Annotated in this window: 19 protein-coding genes and 1 rRNA gene; 18 read left to right on the top strand and 2 right to left on the bottom strand. The window is 28.5% G+C overall.

Annotation, left to right across the window (positions count from 1 at the left end; genetic code table 11):
• Nucleotides 1-21: 21 nt before the first annotated feature.
• Complete coding sequence (locus tag E0D94_RS13285) at nucleotides 22-1,428, bottom strand: MATE family efflux transporter (protein WP_130808044.1); 1,407 nt, start codon at nucleotides 1,426-1,428, stop codon at nucleotides 22-24.
• Between the two features lie 192 nt (nucleotides 1,429-1,620).
• Here E0D94_RS13285 and E0D94_RS13280 point away from each other — a divergent pair, with 192 nt between their 5' ends.
• Both E0D94_RS13280 and E0D94_RS13275 read left to right on the top strand, forming a co-directional pair.
• Nucleotides 1,621-2,175 carry a DNA-3-methyladenine glycosylase I gene (locus E0D94_RS13280; protein WP_130808043.1) on the top strand — a complete coding sequence of 185 codons (555 nt, stop codon included), beginning with the start codon at nucleotides 1,621-1,623 and terminating at the stop codon, nucleotides 2,173-2,175.
• A gap of 85 nt (nucleotides 2,176-2,260) precedes the next feature.
• Nucleotides 2,261-2,707, top strand: coding sequence for a flavodoxin family protein (locus tag E0D94_RS13275; RefSeq protein ID WP_130808042.1), 447 nt, complete (start codon nucleotides 2,261-2,263; stop codon nucleotides 2,705-2,707).
• Nucleotides 2,708-2,735: 28 nt separating this feature from the next.
• Here the strand turns inward: E0D94_RS13275 and E0D94_RS13270 are convergent, their stop codons facing one another.
• Complete coding sequence (locus tag E0D94_RS13270) at nucleotides 2,736-4,694, bottom strand: LTA synthase family protein (protein ID WP_130808041.1); 1,959 nt, start codon at nucleotides 4,692-4,694, stop codon at nucleotides 2,736-2,738.
• A 165-nt stretch (nucleotides 4,695-4,859) separates the two neighbouring features.
• Here E0D94_RS13270 and E0D94_RS13265 point away from each other — a divergent pair, with 165 nt between their 5' ends.
• The 16 genes from E0D94_RS13265 (at nucleotide 4,860) to E0D94_RS13190 (ending at nucleotide 21,448) form a co-directional block, all read left to right on the top strand.
• Nucleotides 4,860-6,476 (top strand): M20/M25/M40 family metallo-hydrolase, encoded by a 1,617-nt coding sequence (locus E0D94_RS13265; protein ID WP_130808040.1) that lies wholly within the window; start codon nucleotides 4,860-4,862, stop codon nucleotides 6,474-6,476.
• Between the two features lie 56 nt (nucleotides 6,477-6,532).
• On the top strand, nucleotides 6,533-7,144 hold the full coding sequence (locus tag E0D94_RS13260) for a flavodoxin family protein (RefSeq protein ID WP_130808039.1): 612 nt from the start codon (nucleotides 6,533-6,535) through the stop codon (nucleotides 7,142-7,144).
• A 115-nt stretch (nucleotides 7,145-7,259) separates the two neighbouring features.
• Nucleotides 7,260-7,694, top strand: a complete 435-nt coding sequence (locus tag E0D94_RS13255; protein WP_130808038.1) for a DUF2935 domain-containing protein — start codon at nucleotides 7,260-7,262, stop codon at nucleotides 7,692-7,694.
• Nucleotides 7,695-7,875: 181 nt separating this feature from the next.
• Nucleotides 7,876-8,091, top strand: coding sequence for a heavy-metal-associated domain-containing protein (locus tag E0D94_RS13250; RefSeq protein WP_130808037.1), 216 nt, complete (start codon nucleotides 7,876-7,878; stop codon nucleotides 8,089-8,091).
• 31 nt (nucleotides 8,092-8,122) lie between these two features.
• A complete protein-coding gene (locus E0D94_RS13245) occupies nucleotides 8,123-9,967 on the top strand; it encodes a heavy metal translocating P-type ATPase (RefSeq protein ID WP_130808036.1) in 1,845 nt (614 codons plus the stop codon).
• Between the two features lie 12 nt (nucleotides 9,968-9,979).
• Complete coding sequence (locus tag E0D94_RS13240; protein ID WP_130808035.1) at nucleotides 9,980-10,666, top strand: Crp/Fnr family transcriptional regulator; 687 nt, start codon at nucleotides 9,980-9,982, stop codon at nucleotides 10,664-10,666.
• A 382-nt stretch (nucleotides 10,667-11,048) separates the two neighbouring features.
• A complete protein-coding gene (gene htpG, locus E0D94_RS13235) occupies nucleotides 11,049-12,929 on the top strand; it encodes a molecular chaperone HtpG (RefSeq protein WP_130808034.1) in 1,881 nt (626 codons plus the stop codon).
• Between the two features lie 25 nt (nucleotides 12,930-12,954).
• Complete coding sequence (locus E0D94_RS13230) at nucleotides 12,955-13,368, top strand: bacteriohemerythrin (RefSeq protein ID WP_130808033.1); 414 nt, start codon at nucleotides 12,955-12,957, stop codon at nucleotides 13,366-13,368.
• A 121-nt stretch (nucleotides 13,369-13,489) separates the two neighbouring features.
• Entirely contained in the window at nucleotides 13,490-13,987 is a 498-nt protein-coding gene (locus tag E0D94_RS13225) for a phosphatidylglycerophosphatase A family protein (protein WP_130808032.1), read from the top strand.
• Between the two features lie 122 nt (nucleotides 13,988-14,109).
• A complete protein-coding gene (locus tag E0D94_RS13220; RefSeq protein ID WP_130808031.1) occupies nucleotides 14,110-15,054 on the top strand; it encodes an ABC transporter substrate-binding protein in 945 nt (314 codons plus the stop codon).
• A 57-nt stretch (nucleotides 15,055-15,111) separates the two neighbouring features.
• Nucleotides 15,112-16,137 carry a FecCD family ABC transporter permease gene (locus E0D94_RS13215; protein WP_130808030.1) on the top strand — a complete coding sequence of 342 codons (1,026 nt, stop codon included), beginning with the start codon at nucleotides 15,112-15,114 and terminating at the stop codon, nucleotides 16,135-16,137.
• Entirely contained in the window at nucleotides 16,137-17,141 is a 1,005-nt protein-coding gene (locus E0D94_RS13210) for a FecCD family ABC transporter permease (protein WP_130808029.1), read from the top strand. Before E0D94_RS13215 ends, E0D94_RS13210 begins: the two co-directional genes overlap by 1 nt.
• A 25-nt stretch (nucleotides 17,142-17,166) precedes the next feature.
• Nucleotides 17,167-17,958 (top strand): ABC transporter ATP-binding protein, encoded by a 792-nt coding sequence (locus E0D94_RS13205; protein ID WP_130808028.1) that lies wholly within the window; start codon nucleotides 17,167-17,169, stop codon nucleotides 17,956-17,958.
• Nucleotides 17,959-18,340: 382 nt separating this feature from the next.
• Complete coding sequence (locus E0D94_RS13200; RefSeq protein WP_130808027.1) at nucleotides 18,341-19,171, top strand: CAP domain-containing protein; 831 nt, start codon at nucleotides 18,341-18,343, stop codon at nucleotides 19,169-19,171.
• Between the two features lie 109 nt (nucleotides 19,172-19,280).
• The gene (locus E0D94_RS13195; RefSeq protein ID WP_130808026.1) at nucleotides 19,281-19,565 is read left to right on the top strand and encodes a DUF1294 domain-containing protein; all 285 of its coding nucleotides are present in this window, start codon (nucleotides 19,281-19,283) and stop codon (nucleotides 19,563-19,565) included.
• A gap of 350 nt (nucleotides 19,566-19,915) precedes the next feature.
• Nucleotides 19,916-21,448: ribosomal RNA gene (locus tag E0D94_RS13190) — 16S ribosomal RNA — on the top strand.
• The last annotated feature ends 66 nt before the right edge of the window (nucleotides 21,449-21,514 follow it).

The following is a 21,514-nucleotide window of genomic DNA, read 5'->3' as shown; positions in this document are numbered from 1 at the left end:
CAAAGTTTATTTTAATAACTTTTATTTAGTAACCATAGCTTTAGTATTTTCTCTTTTTTTATAAATTTTTTGCCATTTTTTTGATAGAAATCTAAAGAATATTAATACAGTTCTTGAACCAATATCTAATACCATTCCTAACCAAAATCCCATAAGCCCTAGATTTAAAACGTATCCAAAAAATAAACTAGATAAAATCCTCCCACCTAAATTACCAATTATAGTGGTAATCATTGTATATCTAGTATCTCCTGCACCCCTTAAAGCTCCTGCAAGAACTAAGAATATTCCATAGAGAGGTTGAGCTACTATAATTAATCGGACAACAGGCTTAGCCATAGAAATAACTTCTACATTATTTGTATATAATCTAATTATAAATTCTACCCAGATAAACATAGGAATAGATATTAATATCATTAAAAATAAAGCAACAATAGTAGTCTGTTTTCCATAGGCTTCAGCAAGTTTCTTTTTATTAGCACCTAAACTTTGACCTACTAAAGTAGTAGAAGCTAAACCAAAACCAAATCCAAGCATTATAGGCAAAGAGTTTATATTCATAACTACAGCATTTGCAGCTATAGTTATAGTACCAAGACCAGCGACTAAAATAGTATAAATTATTTGACTGCCTCTTCTAACTAATTCCTCTATTGAAGCGGGAAGTCCTATGTGCAGTATTTCCTTTAAAATCTTCCAGTCAATTTTCCATTTTCTACTATTAAAATTAATTTTAATTAATGTCTTTTTACTTAGAAGAACATATCCAGCCAATAAAAAGCCTACTAATCTACCTAAACCAGTACCAATAGCTGCACCAGCTACTCCCATTTCTGGAATAGGACCTATACCAAAAATAAAGATATAATTACCAACAACATTAATAATATTTGTAGTGACCATTATATATAAAGGAGTTCTCATATCTCCGAGACCTTGTAATATTGAATTAAACATTAAAGTTGGGAGAGCAAAAAGCATAGAAGTAAAAACTATTTTTAGATATATATTACCATTATTTAGAATGTAAGGATCAACTTCATCCATTAATATCATCATTAAATTTAATATAGGTTTAGCAAAAATAAATCCTAAAATAGCAATTAATATTGAAAGTATAGCCCCAGTTAATAAAGACTGAATGATTATTTTTTCTACCTGTTCTTCATCTTTAGCACCTTTAAATCTAGCAACTAAAGCAGTTGCACCAATAGTTAAGGAAGACAATACTCCTACAGTTATAAAAACAAATCTATTACTAATATCTACAGTAGCTAATGCGTGAGCTCCTATACTACCTACCATAATAATATCTACTATACCAACAATACTTTGTAAAAACATTCTAAGTGCTGCTGGCCATGCTAAATTTAATATATTTTTTCGCATCTTCTTTGGAGTTAAATCATTTGATAAGTTTACCATGAATTACACCCTTTTTATTGTCATATTGTGATAAAATATTTCGAGTCTAGAAACATTTTATCATATATTTCTATTATTTCAATGTAACATTATATTAATTACTATATGATAAAATAAAGAAAATTGAACATTAAATAAAGAAGTAAAAAAGTTTGGAGAAATTAGTTTAATATATAGAGAGGAGAAATTTAAATGAAAAGATGTGATTGGGCAGAAGGTAGTAAGCTTTATATGGATTATCATGATAAAGAATGGGGAGTTCCAGTCTATGAAGATAAAGTTCATTTTGAGTTTTTATTATTAGAATTAATGCAAGCAGGATTAAGTTTTATTACAATATTACGGAAAAGAGAAAATTTTAGAAAAGCATTTTATAATTTTAATTATAAAAAAATAGCTAATTATGATGAAGAAAAAATAGAAGAATTATTAAATGATAAAGGGATTATAAGACATAAAAGAAAGATTAAGGCATTGATAAATAATGCTAATAAATTTATAGAAATACAAAATGAATTTAATAGTTTTAATAACTATATATGGAGTTTCACTAATAATAAAGTGATAGTTAATAATTATAAAAATATAAATGAAGTACCATCAAAGTCATCTTTATCAGATTTAATAAGTAATGATTTAAAAAAGAGAGGATTCAAATTTGTAGGCTCTATTACTATTTACTCTTATCTTCAAGCAATAGGAATAATAGATGATCATATAAATAGTTGTTTTAAAAAAAATTTTTAATCTTGTTGTATACTTAACAAAATATGACTATACTTAGTTATAAGTATATATAAAGGTCGTAAAAGGATTAAGAGGAGATGAGATTATGAAGTATAATATAGTGTATTTTTCAAGAACAGGAGTAAGTAAAATGGTAGCAGAAACAATAGCTAATGGAATTGATAATGAAGTCATAGAAATTACTGATGATAAAAATTGGAATGGAATATTAGGTTTTATTAAAGGTGGATTTTATGCTTCAACAGATAAACAAGTTAGTATTAAAGTTGATGGCGAAATAGATAGAACTAAAGATTATATAGTAGTATCTCCATTATGGGCAGGAGGACCAGCACCAGCAATTAGAAGATTCTTAAAAGAAGTACCCTTTAATAAAGTAAAGCTAGTAATAACATGTGATGGAAGTAATGTAGAAAAATCTATAAAAAAATTCGAGGACAAACATGGGAAATTCAAAGAAAGCTATGGTATAGTAAAACATGAAAATAATGAAGAACAAATTATAAAACAAATAATAGATGCATCCAAATAAAATAAAGATAGATATATCTATCTTTATTTTATTTAGATTTTTTCTTATATTCATTTAGTATTTTATTATAATAGTCTGTTTCAAGTATTTTAGCAGAATAATAAAATTTAGTATCTATTATATATGAAATCATATCAGTATATTCCTTTTCTATAACTTCTCCTTTATTTGGAATGAATTTTTTAGTAACTGCATTATATCTTCCTTTATCAGTTATATAGCTTCTATTTAGAAATATGACTAAAGGATCAGAATCAGAAAATATATCTTTTCCCATTAAGAGTCTTGAGTCATATTCTAGTCCTAATAAATTAGAAATAGTAGGAATTATATCTAAACTAGAACAAGGTTTATCAATAGTAATTGGAGTCATATCAGCAGTATAAATTATAAGAGGACTTTTATAAATCTCAAAGTTCTTTTCAACTTTATGTCCAGATAACTCATTTATAGTTTTGTCTTTAAGTCCATATGGATAGTGATCTGCACTTAACACTATTAGTGTTTTATCAGCAATATTTTTTTCTTCTAATTTATCTAATAAATATTTCAATGCTCTATCTAATTCTATTTGAGTAGCTATATATGCTTTAGCCTCTGTAGAATAATTAAGATGATCAACTAAAGTTTTGTTTTTATGAGCAATCTGATTGCCAAAGAAATTATATTGCATATGTCCACTTACTGTCATATAGTAAGTGTGAAAAGGTTCATTATCTATATATTCTGGGATAGTTTTTTCTATCATTTCTAAATCAGATTCTGGCCAAGTTTTCTTTACATTCAAACCATTACCTAATCCCTTATAGTCATAGCCCATATTTGGATGAGATAAATGTCTATTATAATATTTATAGCTATGATTATGGTATGCTAATGTTTTATATCCTAATTTTTTAAATTGATTTCCCATTACAAATGGAAGATAATTATTAGATGATTTATCAAAACTCCAAACTCCACTTTTAGGAATCAAACTTGTACAAGCTACATATTCACCATCAGTAGTGCTTACATTCCATATAGGATTATAAAAATTTGTGAAATTATATCCTTCATTTATCATTTTATATAAAGTAGGAGTTAAATCTTTGTGAACAGCATAAGGAGCAAAACTTTCAGCCGTAATAAATATTAAATTATATCCTTCATATTTTCCTGTATATTCATTTTTTGATGTAGGTTTTATTGTGTTAAAATAATTATGCATTTCTTTTATTGTAGAATTTTTTTCTGTATCTATCATATCATCAAAATCTATATTCATTGTATTATATTCTATCTTTTCTTCTTTAAAATCCTTATTAGAATAAGCAACAATATCTATATTTGGTTTCCTTAGTTTTGGAGACCATCCAGTTAATAGTCTTTGTAAATCTAATCTCATAGTAGTTATTAGACCTAGTTTATTGACTGATAAGTTTATAGAATTATTATTAAAATATAAATCATAGGGAGAATATTGTTCTCTCTCACTTGAAAATATAGTTATAAGTCCAATTACATGAGTAGTAATAATACAACCAATTAATGCAAGTTTATAAAACCATTTTACTCTATATGATATTATTCTTTTCTTACCAAATATTAGAACAATTAACGATGGTAGTAGTAGCAACAAAATCCATTTAATATTTTTTTGAGTTACATTTAAAATATCCTTAGAAAATTCTAAAACTTGAGATGTATTTCCAGCAGAAAATACACTATAAAAAGTTCTGAAAAATTTATAGTATACAATTTGAGAAGAATAAATAACACCAATTGATATAAGTAAAAATGAAGCAAAAGTACTTTGACACCATCCTTTTAAAAAATTAGATAATAAAAAAAATATTATTGATAAAGCAAGCATAAATATAGCAGATATCATAAGACCTTGATATTTTATTTCACCTATAGTTGCAATCCTAAATAGTATTTCCATAAATAATAGAGAAACAAAGAAGTAAAATAATAAATTAATATTTTTAAAGATTTTATTCATTTATGATCAAGCCTCCTACGTAACTATTATAGTCAAATTTAATTCAATATATGATGTAATTTATAAAAATAAAATAATTAACTTGTGTTGTGATAAATTATAATATGAAATAAAATATGGGTATCAATATTAAATGTCTATTATTTAAACTTAGGAGAGATAAAAATGGATTATAAAAAAATAGAAGAAATATTATTAGACATTGTTAATATAAAAAGTGATACTGGAACAAAACTAGAAAAAGATATTGAAAAGTATATTTATAAATATATTTCTACATTTGAGTATTTTAAGAATAATAAAAATCACTATGGAAAACTTGATGTAAATGATGAATTTCAAAGAAAAGTAATATGGGCTTTAGTAAAAGGAAATGGTGAAGAAACTATAGTTTTACTACATCATCATGATGTAGTTGATAGTCTTGACTATGGAAAATTTAAAAAATATGCTTATTCACCAAAAGAATTAAAGAAACAATATAACGCATTAGAATTTTCACAAGAGATAAAAGAAGATTTAAATTCTAGCAAATGGTATTTTGGAAGAGGTACAGCTGATATGAAAGCTGGTGCTGCCATTCAATTAGAAATACTAAAGCATTATAGTGAAAAAATAAATTTCAATGGAAATGTCTTATTATTATCTGTTCCAGATGAGGAAAATTTATCAATAGGTATGAGAAAATCTATTGGATTATTAAATAAATTAAAAGATAAATTCAACTTAAAATATGAACTATTAATTAACTCTGAACCACATACAAGAAAAGAAAAAGAAATAGGTACAATATATGATGGTTCTGTAGGAAAAATTATGCCTATAGTATATGTAAAAGGTTTCAAATCACATATAGGAGAAATATTTTCAGGATTTAATCCTCTACTTATACTATCAAAGATTGCTATAAATATTGAAACTAATATGAATTTTTCCGATACTGATTTAGGGGAAGTATCTCCTCCACCAACTTGGATATATTTAAGAGATTTTAAAGAAAATTATGATGTCTCAGTTCCAGAAGCAGCAGGAGGATATTTTAGTATCTTACCCCTTAAACAAACACCAAAAGAAATATTAAACAAAATAAAACACATATGTGAAATAGCTTTTAAAGAATCAATAGAGAATTTAAATAATAATTATAAAATTTATAGTAAAGATAATAAAATGCTTTCATGGACTCCAAAAGTTAAATTTTTTAATGAAATATATAAAGAAGCAAAAGTAAATGGAAAAGAAGAATTTGAAAAAGAGTATAAAGAATTAATAAAAAAAATAAAAGAGGATATTAATGAAGGAAAAATAAATATTCCAAATTCAAACTTTATATTAATTAAAAAGGTATTAGAATATACAAAAAGTAATGATCCTATTGTAGTAATAGGAATATCTCCACCATATTATCCTCCAGTTTCTAATGAAAATTTAGATGTAAATAAAAAGATTTCAAATATAAAAGAAATAGTAAATAAAAAAGCAAAAGAATTTGGAGAAAGCTATGACCTTAAAAGATACTTTATGGGAATATCAGACTTAAGTTATACATCACTTATTAAAGGTGAAGAAGTAGTTACTTATATAGAAGAAAATACTCCTATATGGAATGATATATATGAAATAGATTTTGAAAACTTGAAACAATTACGAATACCAGTAATAAATATAGGCCCCTGGGGAAAAGATTTACACAAAATGACTGAAAGAGTATATATGACAGATGTAGTAAATAATACTCCAAAGTTAATTATGGAAGTAGTAGATAAGGTTTTAAGTTTCTAGGTAGTTACAATAATAGATGACTATATATATAGTTGTTTTAAGAAAGGAGGTGCATAATGAAAGTTTTAGGTATAATAGGAAGTCCTAGAAAAAACGGAAATACTGATATATTAGTTGATTCCGTTTTACAAGGAGTAAAAGAAAAAGGATTTGAAGTTGAAAAAATATATTTATCAGATTTAGATTTTAAGGGATGTATTGCTTGTGAAGGATGTAGAAAAACTTGTAAATGTGTACTTAAAGATGATTTAGAAGATGTATATGTTAAATTAGAAGAATCAGATGGTATTGTACTTGGATCTCCAACATATTTTTATAATGTTACATGGTTAACTAAAAAATTTCTAGATAGATTATATGCATATGAGGTTTTTGACGAAACAGATCGTTCAGTATGGCTAAGTCTAAATGAAGTAAATGGTAGCAAATATGCAGTGACAGTATCTATTTGTGAGCAAGAAACAATAGAAAATATGGGTTTCACTTCAGATGCAATTAATTTAACTCTTCAATCCGTGGGATGGAGAACAGTTGAAAGTATCAAAGCACTTTATTTATATGAACGTGGAGAGGCACAAGCAGAGTATGAACTAAAGGAAAGATCAAAAAAGGCTGGAGTTAAACTGGCCAAGACAATAATTTTAGCTGATAAAACAAGAAGTATATAGGTAAAAAGTATTAATACAATCTATATTAGGTTCCACTTTATAACAAGTACACAATTTCAACTTCCACATATAATGATATTGACTAAATATGATTATGAAAAGGAGGAAGAAATAGATGCAATTTTGTTATGGAGATAAGAATCACGTAAGAATTTTAGAAGAAGCTGAGTTCTGGAAGAGACAAGAAGCTGAACATACAGTAGTTATAAGGGAATTAGCTAGTAATTTAGAAGAGGAATTTCAAGAGAAGTTAAAGGCAGAATATGAATCTCTAAGTTCAATAGAAGCTACTATTGCCCAATACATTGAAAGATTAGCTAGAATAAATTATATAATAACTCCTGAATTAGAGGATCAAATCATAGATTTAATTGAATTTACTCTATGTCAAAGTGAAAATTTTGTAGCTCTTTTAAGTAATATGATGAAGGAAAGTCGTGAAATTAATGATAATGTGGTAGTAAGTGTAGTAGTTAGTCATATAATTAGAGAATCACAATATTATATTGGTATTGCTAAGGCCTATCTTACTTATGTAAATTATAGATAAACTAGCTTTAAAAGGACTCATAATGAGTCCTTTTAAAATTTGTAACAAAAGGCCCATAATAGCAATTATAGCTAATGGGTTTTTATTTTATAAAAATTGACCAGAGTCAAGGTTATATTTTTCTATTCATCTTATAATGTAGTTACAATAAAGAAAATAAAAATATTAGGAGGTAATAATTATGACAAACAAAACATTTAAATTAGAGACATTAACATGTCCAAGTTGTGTAATAAAAATAGAAAAAGGAGTTAAAAGTACATTTGGAGTGGAAAATGTGGAAGTGTTGTTTAATGCAAGTAAAGTAAAAGTAGCATTTGATGAAAATTCAACTGATGAAAATGAAATAAAGAAAGTAATTAAAGATTTAGGATTCGATGTATTAGGAATTAAATAATAGAATATTAGAGAGAAAGGAAGGCTAAGTTATGAAAATTACAAAGAGCCAAAGGGTTTTAATATCTGGGATAGCTATAGTATTATCATTGATTTTAGATAGAATAGTAAACTCATCATTATTACCAGATATTCTAATGATTTTTGCTGCCTTTCTCTCAGGATACCCTATAGCATTAAATGCCATAAGAGCATTGAAATACAAGATTTTGGGAATTGATGCTCTAGTAACTCTTGCAGTTATTGGAGCATTAATAATAGGGGAATACTGGGAGGCTGGAGCGGTTACATTCTTATTTATGTTAGGAAATTATTTAGAATCAAAAACATTAGATAAAACTAGATCAGCAATTAAGTCATTGCTTGATTTAGCACCAAATGTGGCTAAAGTTATAAGAAATGGAGAAGAAATAGAGATAGATCCTAATGAAGTTATGGAAAAAGATATAGTAATAGTTCGTTCTGGAGAAAAGATTCCAGTAGATGGAGTAGTTATAGAGGGAAACTCTCATGTAAATCAAGCTTCTATAACAGGAGAATCAATGCCTGTAAATAAGAAAAAGGAAGATGAGGCATATTCAGGAACAATTATAGAATCAGGATACTTAAAGATAGAAGCACAAAAAGTTGGTGATGATACAACTTTTGCAAGAATTTTAGAAATGGTAGAGGAAGCACAAGATAAAAAAGCAAAAACACAGAAGTTTCTAGAGGTATTTTCTAGATACTATACACCAGCTATAATGATATTAGCAATAATAGTTTATATAATAACAAAGGATATAAGATTATCACTAACGCTTCTAGTAATAGCTTGTCCAGGAGCCCTAGTAATATCCACACCAATATCAATAGTAGCAGGAATAGGTAATGGAGCTAAGAATGGAATATTAATAAAAGGTGGAGAAATAATAGAGAAACTAGGGAAGACAAAGGTTATAGCCTTTGATAAAACTGGAACTCTGACAGAGGGAAAGCCTAAGGTGATAAAGATTAAATCCTTTGGAATTAGTGAAAAAGAATTACTAAAATTAGCAGCAAAAGGGGAAATATATTCAGAACATCCTCTTGGAAAGTCAATAATACAAAAATATGATGAAATAATAGGTGGAAATCTTACGGCTCCTGAAGATACTGATATAATAACTGGTCATGGATTAAAGGCTAAAATAGAGGGTAAAGAGGTACTGATTGGAAATAGAAAATTAATAGAACTAAATGGAATAAATATATCAGAAGATATAGAAAATTATATTATAGAAGAGGAAGAAAAGGGACAAACTGCAGTAATAATAGGAGATAAGGAAAATATACTAGGAGTTATATCCATAGCTGATACTATAAAAGAAGGGGCTAAGGATCTAATAGATAAACTTAAGAAACAAGGTATTAAAAATTTAATTATGCTAACAGGTGATAATGAAAGAGTAGCCAATTGGGTAGCAAATAAATTAGGTTTAGATGGCTATTATGCTGAATTACTTCCAGAGGATAAAGTAAAAATATTAAAAGACTTACAAGTAGAATCTGGAATTACAGTAATGGTAGGAGATGGAGTAAATGATGCTCCAGCATTGGCATCAGCAGATTTAGGAATAGCTGTAGGAGGAGTAGGAAAAGATGTTGCTATGGAGACAGCAGATGTAGTTTTAATGGCAGATAAGTTAGACAAATTATCCTATGCTTTAGGACTAAGTAAATCAACTGTAAAGAATATAAAACAAAATATCTATTTTTCAATAGCAGTAGTAACATTATTATTAATAGGAGTATTAGTAGGGACAGTATTCCTATCTTTTGGAATGTTAGTTCATGAGTTAAGTGTATTACTAGTAATAATAAATGCAATTAGACTATTAAAATATAGAGAAAAATAAAGGGGAGATTAAATGGAAAAGATTCATCAGGAAGAAAGTAATTGTATAGATAAAGTACCTATATTCAATAATCTAACCTATGATGAGATGTCTGAAATAGCTATGATAACCAGTCATAGGGAATATCAAAAATATGAAACCATATATTTAGCAGGTGAAGAGTCTCAAAGACTCTATGTTGTAAATAGTGGTAAAGTAAAGATTACTAGAATATCTGAATCAGGTAAGGAACAGATAATTAGAGTTTTAGAACCAGGAGATTTTATGGGAGAACTTTCTTTATTCGTTCCTTCTCCCTTAGAAAGTAATGCAGAAACATTAGAAAAGACCAGTGTATGTATTATAGAAGGGAATAAATTAAATCAAATAATAAAAAAACATCCTGATATAGCTATAAAAATACTAGAAGAGATAAGTACAAGACTTAATGATGCAGAAAATTTAATAGAATCTCTAGGACTACAAGATGTAGAACAAAGGGTAGCCAATATTTTATTAGAGTTATCAGAAGGTAACAATAAAATAAACTTAAAAATAACTAAAAGGGACTTAGCATCTTATATAGGAGTCAGTAGAGAAACACTGAGTAGAAGACTTACAGATCTTCAAAACAAAGGGATAATAGAACAAGAAGGACAGAGGAAGATTTGCATATTGCATAGAGAAAAATTAGAAGATATAGCAAAATTAAAATCATAGAAATAGATAGAAAATCAGATAAAACATTATATTAATTATAACTATTCTCTATTTTACTATTTTAATTATAAAGAGTTATGCAAAAATCTATCAATGAGTGTAGTATACCAAATGAAAGCATATATATAGTGTGATTACAGAATTATAGGATTATTAGGTATAGAAGCTAGTTCTATCTGCGATACTCCGGAAGGATATATAGAAGGTAAGGATAAAGAAATGGTAAAAAAATTTTATGAATTTATAAACAGTAAATAAGATAGTTCATATATATTGACTTATTCCCAAAAATATGATAAAAATAATTATAGATTAGCACTCTTCATATGAGAGTGCTAATCTATAATTATATATAAATTTCATCAACGGAAGGGAGATTATTATGGAAAAAAGAGAATTTAAGGCAGAATCTAAAAGATTATTAGATTTAATGATTAACTCAATTTATACTCATAAGGAAATTTTTTTAAGAGAACTTATTTCTAATTCTAGTGATGCTATAGATAAAATCTATTATAAAGCATTAACTGACGATAATATAAAATTTAATCAAGAAGATTATTATATTAAAATCAATCCAGATAAGGAAAATAGAACATTAACTGTATATGATACTGGAATAGGTATGACTAAAGAAGAATTAGAAGATAATTTAGGTACTATTGCTAGAAGTGGTTCTTTTGATTTCAAAAAAATGAATCAACTAAAAGATGGCTATGATATAATTGGACAATTTGGGGTAGGTTTTTACTCAGCTTTTATGGTAGCTGATACTATTACTGTGATAACTAAAGCATTAGGTAGTGATACAGGGTATAAATGGGTTTCTAAAGGAGCAGAAGGATATACTATAGAACCTTTCGATAAAAAAGAAATAGGAACAGAAATCATAATAAAATTAAAAGAAAATACTGAAGATGAAAATTATGATGAGTATTTAGAAGAATATAAAATCCAAAATATAATTAAAAAGTATTCTGATTTTGTAAGATATCCTATAAAAATGGATGTAACTAAATATAAACAAAAAGAAGATGATAAAGAAGAATCTGAAGAATACACAGAAGAAGAAACTATAAATAGTATGGTTCCAATATGGAAAAAGAACAAAAGTCAGCTTACAGATGAAGATTATGAAAAATTCTATAAAGATAAACATTACGGATTTGATAAACCAGTTAAACATATTCATATTAAAGTTGAAGGTACTATAAGATATAATGCAATATTATATATACCAGAAAATATACCTTTTGATTATTATACTAAAGAATATGAAAAAGGTTTAGAGCTATATTCTAATGGTGTATTAATCATGGATAAGTGTAGTGAATTATTACCTGATTATTTTAGTTTTGTTAAAGGAATGGTAGATTCAGAAGATTTATCTTTAAATATTTCTCGTGAAATGCTTCAACATGATAGACAACTTAAATTTATAGCTAAAAATCTTAAAAAGAAAATAAAATCTGAGCTTTTAAAACTATTAAATAATGATAGAGAAAAATATGAAAAATTCTATAATTCTTTTGGTAGACAGTTGAAATATGGAGTATACAGTGACTTTGGTCAGAATAAAGAATTGTTACAAGATTTATTAATGTTCCATTCTTCAAAAGAGAAAAAATTAGTAACTTTAGATGAATATGTTGAGAGAATGCCAGAAGGTCAAAAATATATTTATTATGCTACAGGTGATTCTGTAGAAAAAATAGAAAAATTACCTCAAACTGAATTAGTATTAGATAAAGGATATGAAATATTATACTTTATTGAAGATGTAGATGAATTTGCTATAAAAATGATAATGAATTATAAAGAAAAAGAATTCAAATCTGTATCTAGTGGTGATTTAGGAATAGAAACAGAAGAAGATAAAAATAAAGATAATTCTAAAGAAGAAAATAATAAATTATTTGAAGATATGAAAAAAGTATTATCAGATAAAGTAAAAGAAGTTAGAGCATCAAAGAGACTTAAGAATCATCCAGTATGTCTTGCAAATGAAGGTGAAGTTTCAATAGAGATGGAAAAAGTATTGAAATCAATGCCTAACAATCAAAATATAGAAGCTGATAAAATTTTAGAAATTAATACTAATCATAATGTATTTAAAGCATTAAAAAATGCATATGAAAATGGTAATAAAGAAAAATTAGACCTTTATACAAATTTATTATATAATCAAGCACTTTTAATTGAAGGTTTACCTATAGAGGATCCAGTAGAATTTTCTAACAACATGAGTAAAGTAATGAGCTAATTTACTATTTAATTGGGGGAGTTTTATGTTTAAATGGAAAGAGAATTTTAGTTGTAATATAGAAGAAATAGATAAACAACATCAAAAATTATTTCAAATAGGAAATGATATATATAAACTGGTAACTTCTAAGGATGATAGAGATCATTATGATGAAATAATGGCTATAATTAGAGAATTAGAAGAATATACTGTTTATCATTTTAACTATGAAGAAGAACTTATGTCTAAATATGGATATAATGAATTAGAAGAGCATAAAAATCAACATACTTTATTTGTTGATAAAATAAAAGAAATACAAACTGAAGATATTGATTTAAGACAAAAAAAGGTTGCAATGGATACATTAATGTTTGTAGCTGATTGGATAGAAAATCATATATTAAAATCAGATCACAAATATAATGAATTTTTAAATGACAAAGGTGTATATTAACAATAAGCTAATAAAGAAAGGTTCTTACATAAGGACCTTTCTTTATTTAATATATTATTTTATTAAAATATATTTAAAATGGGTAAATAATATTTGTCACTAAAAATAAAGGCGGGATATTATGAAGAAAAAGTACGATGCGGAAGAGCTATACAGATTAACTGTAAACAATATGGAAGAAAGAGGAGTTAATATAAAAGATATAGCAGAATTAGCTATGTTTCTACAAAAGAAATATAAAAAGGATTTAACTCTTGAATATTGTATAGAAAATGTTGAAAGAGTATTACGCAAAAGAGAAGTTATGCATGCAATACTTACAGGATTAGCATTAGATGAGTTAGCAGAAAAGAAGCAACTACCATATCCACTTCAAGAAATTATAGAGACTGATGAAGGACTATATGGAATAGATGAAATAATACCTTTATCTATAGTAAATATATATGGAACTATTGGATTAACAAATTATGGATATTTAGACAAAGAAAAAGTAGGTATTATAAAAGAACTAGATAATAAAGAAAAACATAGTGAAAGAGTTCATACATTTATGGATGATTTAGTTTCAGCTGTTGCTGCAGCTGCAGCAAGTAGAATAGCTCATTCAACTGAATAATATAATTAAAGACTATTTAAAAATATTTTTAAATAGTCTTTAATTATATTATTTTTTATTTGACAATGATTATCATTTTCTATACAATTATATAAGACAAAATATTGGAGGAGGAGTAAATAATGAAGAAATATACATATGTAGGGGTAGCTTTGTTAATTTTTAGTTTAATTTTATCAGGATGTTCAAATGGAAGTTCTACTCAAGATGATAAAACTAAAGAGAAAGAAAATGATACAAGAGTTGTATCAACAACTATGGGAGATGTAGAAATACCTTCAGATCCTAAGAGAGTAGTAATTGATTATTTTATGGGGGATGCTCTAGCATTAGATGTAAAGCCAGTAGGGACAACTTATATTTATGAAGGTGCATACTTTGAAGAAGAGTTAAAAGGAATCCCTTCAATTAATGGTGACGATTCTTACGGTGAATATTCAATGGAGAAAATAGCTAGTTTAGAACCAGATTTAATTATTACAGCTTTTCAAACTGACTATGACAAACTTTCTAAAATTGCACCAACCATATTTGTAGATTATACAAATATTACTACAGAACAAAGACTTAATTTGATTGGTAAAGCATTAGGTAAAGAGGATAAAGTAGAAGCTGTTTTAGAAGATTTCAATAATACAGTAGAAGAATCTAAATCAACATTAGAAGAAGCAGGAATATTAAATAAAACTATATCTCTTTTTGAAACAAGTCAAAAACAAGTTTTTGTATATGGAAATAAACAAGGTCGTGGAGGAGAAGTACTGTATGATCTTTTAGGAATGAAAGGACCTGAAAAAGTTGAAGAAGAAATAATTAATGGTGAACAGTGGCGTTCAATTTCTTTTGAAGTGCTAGATCAATATTCAGGAGATTATATTATGATTGGTGGATGGGAAGAAGATCCTATAGAAACTGTAGGAAATAATCCGGTTTGGAAAAATACCAAAGCTGTAAAAAATGAAAATGTAATAGAATATAATTCTAAAGCTTTTATATATCAAGATATTTTTTCAACTAAAGCACAACTTAATGAAATTGTAAATGGACTTATAGAAAAATCAAAATAAAATAGCAAGTAAACTTTTAAAATGATATTGCTATTTTAAAGAAAGGCATATGTAATTATGATAAATAAGTATTTTAAAAATCAAAAAAATAATTCATATAATTTTATTATTTATATGGTTATAGGATTTGCTCTTTTATTTTTAGGTATTTTATTATCAATAGCTATAGGAGCAGCCAGTATAAAATTTTCTGATGTGATAAGTGCGATTTTTGAATTTGATTCCAGTGTTATAGCTCATCAAACAATTAGAGAAATTAGAGTTCCACGTACTATTGCAAATATTTTAGTTGGAGCTGGATTTGCTATTGCAGGTTCTATTATGCAAGGTGTTACTAGAAATCCATTAGCAGACTCTGGCTTGCTAGGAATTAATTCTGGGGCAGGACTTGCTTTAGCCATATCTTTTTCATTTTTTCCGGATATGTCATATACAAAAATTATATTATTTTCATTTTTAGGAGCTAGTATTGGTGTAGGAATAACTTATTATATATCAAGTAGTGATAATTCGGATATAAGACCTGATAGACTTATTCTTGCAGGTACAACTGTATCTTTATTATTTCTTGCATTAAGTCAATTTGTTGCAATAACTGGGAATGTAGGACAACAGATTACATATTGGAATGTAGGTGGTGTAGCTAATGTTGGATTTCAAGAATTGAAATTTGTTACTCCATGGTTCTTAATTGCTACTGTAGCTTCTATAATTATATCTCCATCAGTTACAATTCTAAATTTAGGAGAAGACTTAGCAAAAGGACTTGGACAAAGAACTAAATTGATTAAAATAATTTCAATAATATTAGTTTTGATATTGTCATCTATAGCTGTAACTTTAGTTGGCCCAGTGGGATTTGTAGGTTTAATCATTCCCCATATAGTAAGATTTTTTGTAGGAGATGATTATAGATTTGTTATACCTACTTCAGGATTATTTGGAGCTATATTTATGTTGTTTGCCGATGTATTTGGACGCGTAATAAATGCTCCCTATGAAACACCACTTGGTATTATATTTGCAATTATAGGTGTACCTTTCTTTTTATATATTTCTAGAAAAGAAAGGATGGGTTTTTAATGATTAGAGATATTGGATTTAAAGTTATACTTATATATACTATATTAATTTTATTATTGTTATCAGTTGGTTTTTTTAGTATAAATTCTGGTGTAATTGATATGAGTGTTATAGATATATTTAGAACTTTAATGGGTAATGGTACTTATCAACAAAATTTAGTTTTATTCCAATTGAGATTACCAAGAATTATTATTTCAGTACTTATAGGAATAGGAATGGCAACTGCTGGAGCTACATTACAAGGATTGACAGGTAATGATTTAGCAGATCCAGGGATATTAGGAATTAGTTCTGGTGCAGGATTTTTTGTATTAATTTATATAGCAATTTTTTCAACAATGGGCATATCTACAATAATACTACCTATATTAGCTTTTACTGGTGGATTATGTGCTGCAATTATTATTTATATTTTAACGTATAAAAGACAGGAAAGAATTTCTGCTACTCGTCTTTTATTGACTGGTATAGCAGTTAATACAGCAATAAATGCAGCTACATTATTCATTACGTTATCACTGAATAGACAACAGTTTCAGTTTACTCAACTTTGGACAGCAGGAAGTATATGGGGAGATGAATGGAAATATGTTTTAGTACTACTTCCTATAGTTATAGTTTTATTTATAATGATATATTATAAGTCCAATGTTCTTAATATATTAAATACAGGGCAAGAAACTGCAATAGGATTAGGATTAAATGTTAACAGAGAATTTATTATATTATCAATTTTAGCCGTGGGTTTAGCCAGTGCAAGTGTAGCAGTAGGAGGATCAATTTTATTTGTAGGGTTAATAGCTCCCCATTTATCTAGAAAATTAGTAGGTCCAAATCATAAGATATTTTTACCTGCATCTGCATTATTAGGTGGGTTATTACTATTAGGTGCTGATACAATAGGACGTATGATATTACCTTCTACAGAAATACCTGCAGGAATTATAGTGTCTATAATTGGAACACCATATTTTCTTTACCTAGTAAAAAGTTCTAAATAAATTTGTCAAAGGAAGGTTATATATAATGAATGAAAAAAGTTTAGCAACAAGAGATTTATCTATTGCATATGGAGAAAAAGTTATTGTAGATGATCTTAATATAGAAATCCCTAAAGGAAAAATAACTACTATAATAGGTCCTAATGGATGTGGTAAATCTACTACTCTTAAGTCAATCTCAAGAATTTTAAAGCCTAAAAATGGGAGTATATATATTTCAGGTAAAGAAATTGACCAATTCTCAACGAGAGAAATAGCTAAACAAATGGCAATTTTACCTCAAACCCCTAATGCACCTGAGAGAGTAACAGTTGAAGAGTTAGTTTCTTATGGTAGATTTCCTCATAAAAAAGGATTTGGAAGATTAAAGGAAGAAGATAAGAGTATAATAACTTGGGCATTAAAGGCTACTAATATGAATGATTATAATGATATGCCTATTGGAAATTTATCTGGAGGACAGAGACAAAGAGTATGGATAGCTATGGCATTAGCTCAGCAAACAGAATTAATACTTTTAGATGAGCCTACAACATATTTAGATTTAGCTCATCAATTAGAAATATTGACTTTACTTCAACATTTAAATGAAAGTGAAAAAAGAACTATTGTTATGGTTCTACATGATTTGAATTTAGCATCAAGGTTTTCAGATTATATTATATCTATGAAAAATGGTAAAGTCATATCTTCTGGTACTCCAAAACAAGTAATGACGAAAAAATATTTGGCAGAAGTTTTTAATATTGATGCAGCAATAGAAATAGATCCTAGAAATGATAAACCTATATGTATAATGTATGATTTAATAGTATAGTATCTTATGTAAAAACCATGACACTTCTATGAGTGCCATGGTTTTTATTTTAGCATTATTTCAAAAATATATTCTTAAGTTTATTTATAGGTTATATATACTAGTTATATTGTTAAAAATTATTTAAGTATAGCTTAAAATATACTTAAAAATGATTGATTTAAAATTTAAATAAGCTTAAATATATTTTACATCTTGTTATATAAGAGTATATAAAAAATATATAATATTATAATTATAAAAAATATAAAAGTTTATATGCTTTTGTTAATTAATTCTAAAAAGAAATCATTATAATATTTTTAAAAAAGATGTAAATACTATATATGAAAATATCAACTGTAAATTAGACATATTTTTAAAAAGAAAAAAGGAGATAATTATGAAAAAGAAAATTATTATAATGATTTTATTGAGTTTTTTATTAACTTCTTTATTAATTTCTTGTACATCTGAAGAAAAACAACAAGAAAATAATTCAGAAGAATCTTCTATATTTGAAAAAACAGATATTGAGAACATAAAGATAACTTCTGACAATTGTGATGTTAAATCTGGGTCAGGAGATAATTTTAAAACTGTTGGAAATTTAAAGAAAGACCAAATAGTAAATGTAACTAAAGAATTAGATGATTGGTATCTTGTTCAATTGGATAATAATGAAGTAGGTGCAGTAAAGAAATCTGATGCAGAACCTGTTGTTGTAGATGAATCTGAGAACAATAATACAGATAAGCAAAACAAAAATAATAAAACAGATAAACAAAATGAAGATAATAAAACAGTTAAGAATGAGGATAGTGCAAAAGAAACAAATAAAACATTATCAAATAGTGAGAATGAAATGGTATCTCTTGTTAATAAAGAAAGAGAAAAAAATAATTTACCAAAATTAAAGGTGGATACTGAAGTAACAAAAGTTGCAAGAGTTAAATCTCAAGATATGGTTGATAATAATTATTTTAGTCATTATTCTCCAAATTACGGTAGTCCTTTTGAGATGATGAAGAGTTTTGGTATTAAATATGTTCATGCAGGTGAAAATTTAGCAGGTAATCAATCTGTAGAAAGTGCACATACAGCTTTAATGAATTCAAGTGGACATAGAAAGAATATATTAAGCCCTGACTTTACCCATATAGGAATTGGTATAAAAGATAGTGATAAATATGGATATGTTTTTACTCAAATGTTTATAAGTAAACCTAAATAAAATATTTATAAAAAAAGTGTTTAAAATTTCAATTGAAATTTTAAACACTTTTTTTCATTTAGAAAACATGATAATATAATAAGTATTATAAAAATAAAGGAAAATTGATATGATTGAAAAAATTAATTTAAACACTTTAATTATTGCTTATATTTTAATATTATCTATTATTTCATTTATATTTATGGGGATAGATAAAAAAAGAGCATTAAATAATAAGTGGAGAATAAAAGAAAGTACATTATTGTTATTATCATTTATAGGAGGAGCTATAGGCACCTTTATTGGTATGAAAGTTTTTAATCATAAAATAAGAAATAAAAAATTTTATTTAGTAGTTCCTATTTTATGTATAATAATTATATCAATGTTAATAATAATTTTGACAAATTAAAATTGCTATTGACATAATTAGATATAAATGATATAGTATTAAATGTCGCTAGAGACGGTGAATAAAAAACTCTTGACATCATTAAAAAAAAATGATATAGTACTAAGAGTCGTCAGGAAAGCTTGTCTTTCTAAAGAGAAAAAAGAATTTAAAAGGAAACAAAAAAAGTTCTTGACAAGCTACTTGAAACCTGATATAGTATTAAGAGTCGCCAGCAAACAGCGACAACAAATTGGTCTTTGAAAACTGAACAGTGTAGATAACAACAACTTATAAGTTGTAAAATTATAAAGCTAAATTAAGCTAACGTTTGATTCAATTTTGGGTCAAAGGAAAACAAACTTTAAATTTTTATTGAGAGTTTGATCCTGGCTCAGGACGAACGCTGGCGGCACGCCTAACACATGCAAGTCGAGCGAGAAAATTAAAATTGATTCTTCGGATGATTTTTTAATCTTTCTAGCGGCGGACGGGTGAGTAACGCGTGGGAAACCTGCCCTATACAGGAGGATAGCCTCGGGAAACCGGGATTAATACTCCATGAAACTCTAGCACCGCATGGTGCATGAGTCAAAACTCCGGTGGTATAGGATGGTCCCGCGTCCCATTAGCTAGTTGGTAAGGTAACTGCTTACCAAGGCAACGATGGGTAGCCGGCCTGAGAGGGTGATCGGCCACACTGGAACTGAGACACGGTCCAGACTCCTACGGGAGGCAGCAGTGGGGAATATTGCACAATGGGGGAAACCCTGATGCAGCGATGCCGCGTGAGCGATGAAGGTCTTCGGATCGTAAAGCTCTGTCCTTAGGGAAGAATTTTGACGGTACCTAAGGAGGAAGCCCCGGCTAACTACGTGCCAGCAGCCGCGGTAATACGTAGGGGGCGAGCGTTGTCCGGAATCACTGGGCGTAAAGGGAGCGTAGGCGGCTTTGTAAGTCAGATGTTAAAGCCATTGGCTTAACCAATGTAAGCATTTGAAACTACAAAGCTTGAGTACAGGAGAGGAGAGTGGAATTCCTAGTGGAGCGGTGAAATGCGTAGATATTAGGAGGAACACCAGTGGCGAAGGCGACTCTCTGGACTGTTACTGACGCTGAGGCTCGAAAGCGTGGGGAGCAAACAGGATTAGATACCCTGGTAGTCCACGCCGTAAACGATGAGTGCTAGGTGTTGGGGCCGACAGGTTTCAGTGCCGCAGTTAACACATTAAGCACTCCGCCTGGGGAGTACGATCGCAAGATTAAAACTCAAAGGAATTGACGGGGGCCCGCACAAGCAGCGGAGCATGTGGTTTAATTCGAAGCAACGCGAAGAACCTTACCAGGACTTGACATCCCACAGACAGCCTTAGAGATAAGGCCTTCCCTTCGGGGACTGTGGTGACAGGTGGTGCATGGTTGTCGTCAGCTCGTGTCGTGAGATGTTGGGTTAAGTCCCGCAACGAGCGCAACCCTTGCCTTTAGTTGCCAGCAGGTTATGCTGGGCACTCTAGAGGGACTGCCGGTGACAAACCGGAGGAAGGTGGGGATGACGTCAAATCATCATGCCCCTTATGTCCTGGGCTACACACGTGCTACAATGGTCGGTACAACGGGTAGCCAACCCGCAAGGGGGAGCTAATCCCAATAAGCCGATCCCAGTTCGGATTGTGGGCTGCAACTCGCCCACATGAAGTTGGAGTTGCTAGTAATCGCGGATCAGAATGTCGCGGTGAATGCGTTCCCGGGCCTTGTACACACCGCCCGTCACACCATGGGAGTTGGTAATACCCGAAGCCACCGAGCTAACCCTCGGGATGCAGGTGTCGAAGGTAGGATCAATGACTGGGGTGAAGTCGTAACAAGGTAGCCGTATCGGAAGGTGCGGCTGGATCACCTCCTTTCTAAGGAGTAATTTCTACACTGTTCATTTTTGAGAGACTAATTAATTTTAGTTTACTCTTTTATGG

Source organism: Senegalia massiliensis, from assembly GCF_900626135.1.
Classification (GTDB): Bacteria; Bacillota; Clostridia; order Tissierellales; family SIT17; genus Anaeromonas; species Anaeromonas massiliensis.
Note: the sequence above shows the minus strand (reverse complement) of the source record. Positions and strands in the feature narration are given on the sequence as shown.

What these genes read in the sequence shown, in the direction of transcription:
- E0D94_RS13270 (WP_130808041.1), bottom strand. Translation starts at nt 4,694, where the DNA reads ATGAATAAAATCTTTAAAAATATTAATTTATTATTTTACTTCTTTGTT.
- E0D94_RS13195 (WP_130808026.1), top strand. Translation starts at nt 19,281, where the DNA reads ATGATTGAAAAAATTAATTTAAACACTTTAATTATTGCTTATATTTTA.
- E0D94_RS13220 (WP_130808031.1), top strand. Translation starts at nt 14,110, where the DNA reads ATGAAGAAATATACATATGTAGGGGTAGCTTTGTTAATTTTTAGTTTA.
- E0D94_RS13200 (WP_130808027.1), top strand. Translation starts at nt 18,341, where the DNA reads ATGAAAAAGAAAATTATTATAATGATTTTATTGAGTTTTTTATTAACT.
- E0D94_RS13275 (WP_130808042.1), top strand. Translation starts at nt 2,261, where the DNA reads ATGAAGTATAATATAGTGTATTTTTCAAGAACAGGAGTAAGTAAAATG.
- E0D94_RS13265 (WP_130808040.1), top strand. Translation starts at nt 4,860, where the DNA reads ATGGATTATAAAAAAATAGAAGAAATATTATTAGACATTGTTAATATA.
- E0D94_RS13285 (WP_130808044.1), bottom strand. Translation starts at nt 1,428, where the DNA reads ATGGTAAACTTATCAAATGATTTAACTCCAAAGAAGATGCGAAAAAAT.
- E0D94_RS13260 (WP_130808039.1), top strand. Translation starts at nt 6,533, where the DNA reads ATGAAAGTTTTAGGTATAATAGGAAGTCCTAGAAAAAACGGAAATACT.
- E0D94_RS13205 (WP_130808028.1), top strand. Translation starts at nt 17,167, where the DNA reads ATGAATGAAAAAAGTTTAGCAACAAGAGATTTATCTATTGCATATGGA.
- E0D94_RS13250 (WP_130808037.1), top strand. Translation starts at nt 7,876, where the DNA reads ATGACAAACAAAACATTTAAATTAGAGACATTAACATGTCCAAGTTGT.
- E0D94_RS13230 (WP_130808033.1), top strand. Translation starts at nt 12,955, where the DNA reads ATGTTTAAATGGAAAGAGAATTTTAGTTGTAATATAGAAGAAATAGAT.
- htpG (WP_130808034.1), top strand. Translation starts at nt 11,049, where the DNA reads ATGGAAAAAAGAGAATTTAAGGCAGAATCTAAAAGATTATTAGATTTA.
- E0D94_RS13245 (WP_130808036.1), top strand. Translation starts at nt 8,123, where the DNA reads ATGAAAATTACAAAGAGCCAAAGGGTTTTAATATCTGGGATAGCTATA.
- E0D94_RS13255 (WP_130808038.1), top strand. Translation starts at nt 7,260, where the DNA reads ATGCAATTTTGTTATGGAGATAAGAATCACGTAAGAATTTTAGAAGAA.
- E0D94_RS13225 (WP_130808032.1), top strand. Translation starts at nt 13,490, where the DNA reads ATGAAGAAAAAGTACGATGCGGAAGAGCTATACAGATTAACTGTAAAC.
- E0D94_RS13280 (WP_130808043.1), top strand. Translation starts at nt 1,621, where the DNA reads ATGAAAAGATGTGATTGGGCAGAAGGTAGTAAGCTTTATATGGATTAT.
- E0D94_RS13210 (WP_130808029.1), top strand. Translation starts at nt 16,137, where the DNA reads ATGATTAGAGATATTGGATTTAAAGTTATACTTATATATACTATATTA.
- E0D94_RS13240 (WP_130808035.1), top strand. Translation starts at nt 9,980, where the DNA reads ATGGAAAAGATTCATCAGGAAGAAAGTAATTGTATAGATAAAGTACCT.
- E0D94_RS13215 (WP_130808030.1), top strand. Translation starts at nt 15,112, where the DNA reads ATGATAAATAAGTATTTTAAAAATCAAAAAAATAATTCATATAATTTT.